Source organism: Mesorhizobium sp. M4A.F.Ca.ET.050.02.1.1 (assembly GCF_003997725.1).
Taxonomy (GTDB): Bacteria; Pseudomonadota; Alphaproteobacteria; order Rhizobiales; family Rhizobiaceae; genus Mesorhizobium.
This window is the reverse complement of the sequence record NZ_RZSG01001058.1, coordinates 1-1,660: the sequence shown is the minus strand read 5'-3', so window position 1 is coordinate 1,660 and position 1,660 is coordinate 1. Positions and strand designations below refer to the sequence as shown.

Annotated in this window: 2 protein-coding genes and 1 pseudogene; all 3 read right to left on the bottom strand. The window is 64.3% G+C overall.

Going from position 1 to position 1,660, the window contains the following annotated elements; translation table 11 throughout:
• Nucleotides 1-275: pseudogene (locus tag EOA33_RS34895) on the bottom strand (ABC transporter permease); the annotation flags it as partial.
• A gap of 22 nt (nucleotides 276-297) precedes the next feature.
• Nucleotides 298-1,374, bottom strand: a complete 1,077-nt coding sequence (locus EOA33_RS34890; protein WP_127407664.1) for a PotD/PotF family extracellular solute-binding protein — start codon at nucleotides 1,372-1,374, stop codon at nucleotides 298-300.
• A 39-nt stretch (nucleotides 1,375-1,413) separates the two neighbouring features.
• Nucleotides 1,414-1,660 (bottom strand): cupin domain-containing protein (locus EOA33_RS34885; RefSeq protein ID WP_145989491.1); only part of this gene is annotated, 247 nt, incomplete at its 5' end.

The following is a 1,660-nucleotide window of genomic DNA, read 5'->3' as shown; positions in this document are numbered from 1 at the left end:
GGATAGGCCGAGACCACGCACACCAGCGTCACCCAGGCCGAGATGGTGAAAGTCCGCCGCAGAACCGTGAGATTGACGGGCGCGCCGAAGAACCAGGCATAGTTCTGCACGCCCCATTCCGGCTCCGATAGGCTGCGCAGCACGATGGTGAGCAGCGGATAGCCGATCACCGCGATGAGCAGGATGAGCGCCGGCAGCGCGAGCGCGTACGGCCTCCACGCCCGTCCCGGCCACCCTAGGGCGGCGGGCTGGATCGTGGAATCGGACGCGCTCACGACCTTTGTCTCCGTTCGCCCCTTAGTTGCCGGCCATCATCGCCGACCACTTCTCCTGCGCCGCCTGGAAGTTCTCGACCCAGAACTTGATGTTCTGCTTGTAGCCCTGGCTCTGGCGATCGGGCGTGTTGGTCAGGAAGGCGGCGACGGAGGCGTCGACCTTCGGCTGCGCCTCATTGTTGATCGGCGTATAGGAGGTCGTCTGCGTCAGCACCTCCTGCGACTGCTTGCCGAGATAGGCATTGAGCAGCGCATAGGCGGCATCCGTGTCCTTGACGCCGACGGGAATGGTCATCTGGTCCATCACCACCAGCCAGTCCTGCCAAGCCGGCGCGTATTTGGCGCCGTTCTTGACCGCGGTCATGGCGCGGCCGGTCCACATCATCAGCATGTCGGCCTCGCCGGATTCGGCGAGCTGCTGCGATTCGGCGCCCGTCTTCCAGTAGATGGTGTCGGGGCCGAGCTTACGCACCACGTCGATGGCCTTGTCGATATCGGCTGCCGTCATCGCCTTCGGATCGCCGCCGCCGACCTTGAGGGCCTGCTCCAAGAGGCCCCCGGTGAAGTCGCCGGAGCCGTCGATGCCGCGCACGCCCGGGAACTTTGCCGTGTCGAAGAAGTCGGCCCAGCTCTTGGGCGGGTTATCCTTGTACTTCTCGGTGTTGTACATCAGCACGACGCCATAGTTCATCGCCGGCACCGAGCACTCGCTGACCTGGCCCTCTGGAATGTGCGAGACGTCGAGCTTGGAGAGGTCGAGCTTCTGGAACAGCTTGCCGCAATAGACGTAAGGCGGGAAGTCGGCGGTATCGACCACGTCCCAGGTCACGTTGCCGGACTCCACCTGCGCCTGCAGCTTGGCGATCTCGGTCGGGCCGTCATTGAGCAAGGTGACGCCGGACTTTTCGACGAACTCCTTAAGCGCGGCCACCTGGCCGTCCTGGTAGATGCCGCCGAAGGAGACGAACGTCAGGGTCTTGCCCTTCAGCGAACCTTCCTTGACCGCGCCGGCGACAGGGTTCTCCTGCGCCATCGCAGCCGTGCCCAGAAAGCCGAGCACCATCGCCGCGCCAAATGCCAAACGTGTCGACTTCAGCATGATTGTCATTCTCCCATTGCTACCCGCGTTTGATCGGAACTACCTGGCCGCGAGCGGTTTCCAGGCCGTGTATTGGTCGAGCTCGGCGCGCGCCGAGGTCGGTGGCGCGATGATCCACATCACCTCGGCGCGGCCGCTGCCGATGTTCTCGCTGCGATGCGGCGTCGAGGTCGCGTATTCGATGCTGTCGCCTTCCTCGAGCACGTGGCGCGCGTCGCCGAGCGAAACCTCCAGGACCCCGCGCAGGACGACAAGCATCTCGTGCGCGTCGCCATGGGTGTAGAGA

Bases quoted from the DNA above. Each gene is read 5' to 3' on its own strand.
- EOA33_RS34890 (WP_127407664.1), bottom strand. From the start codon at position 1,374: ATGCTGAAGTCGACACGTTTGGCATTTGGCGCGGCGATGGTGCTCGGC.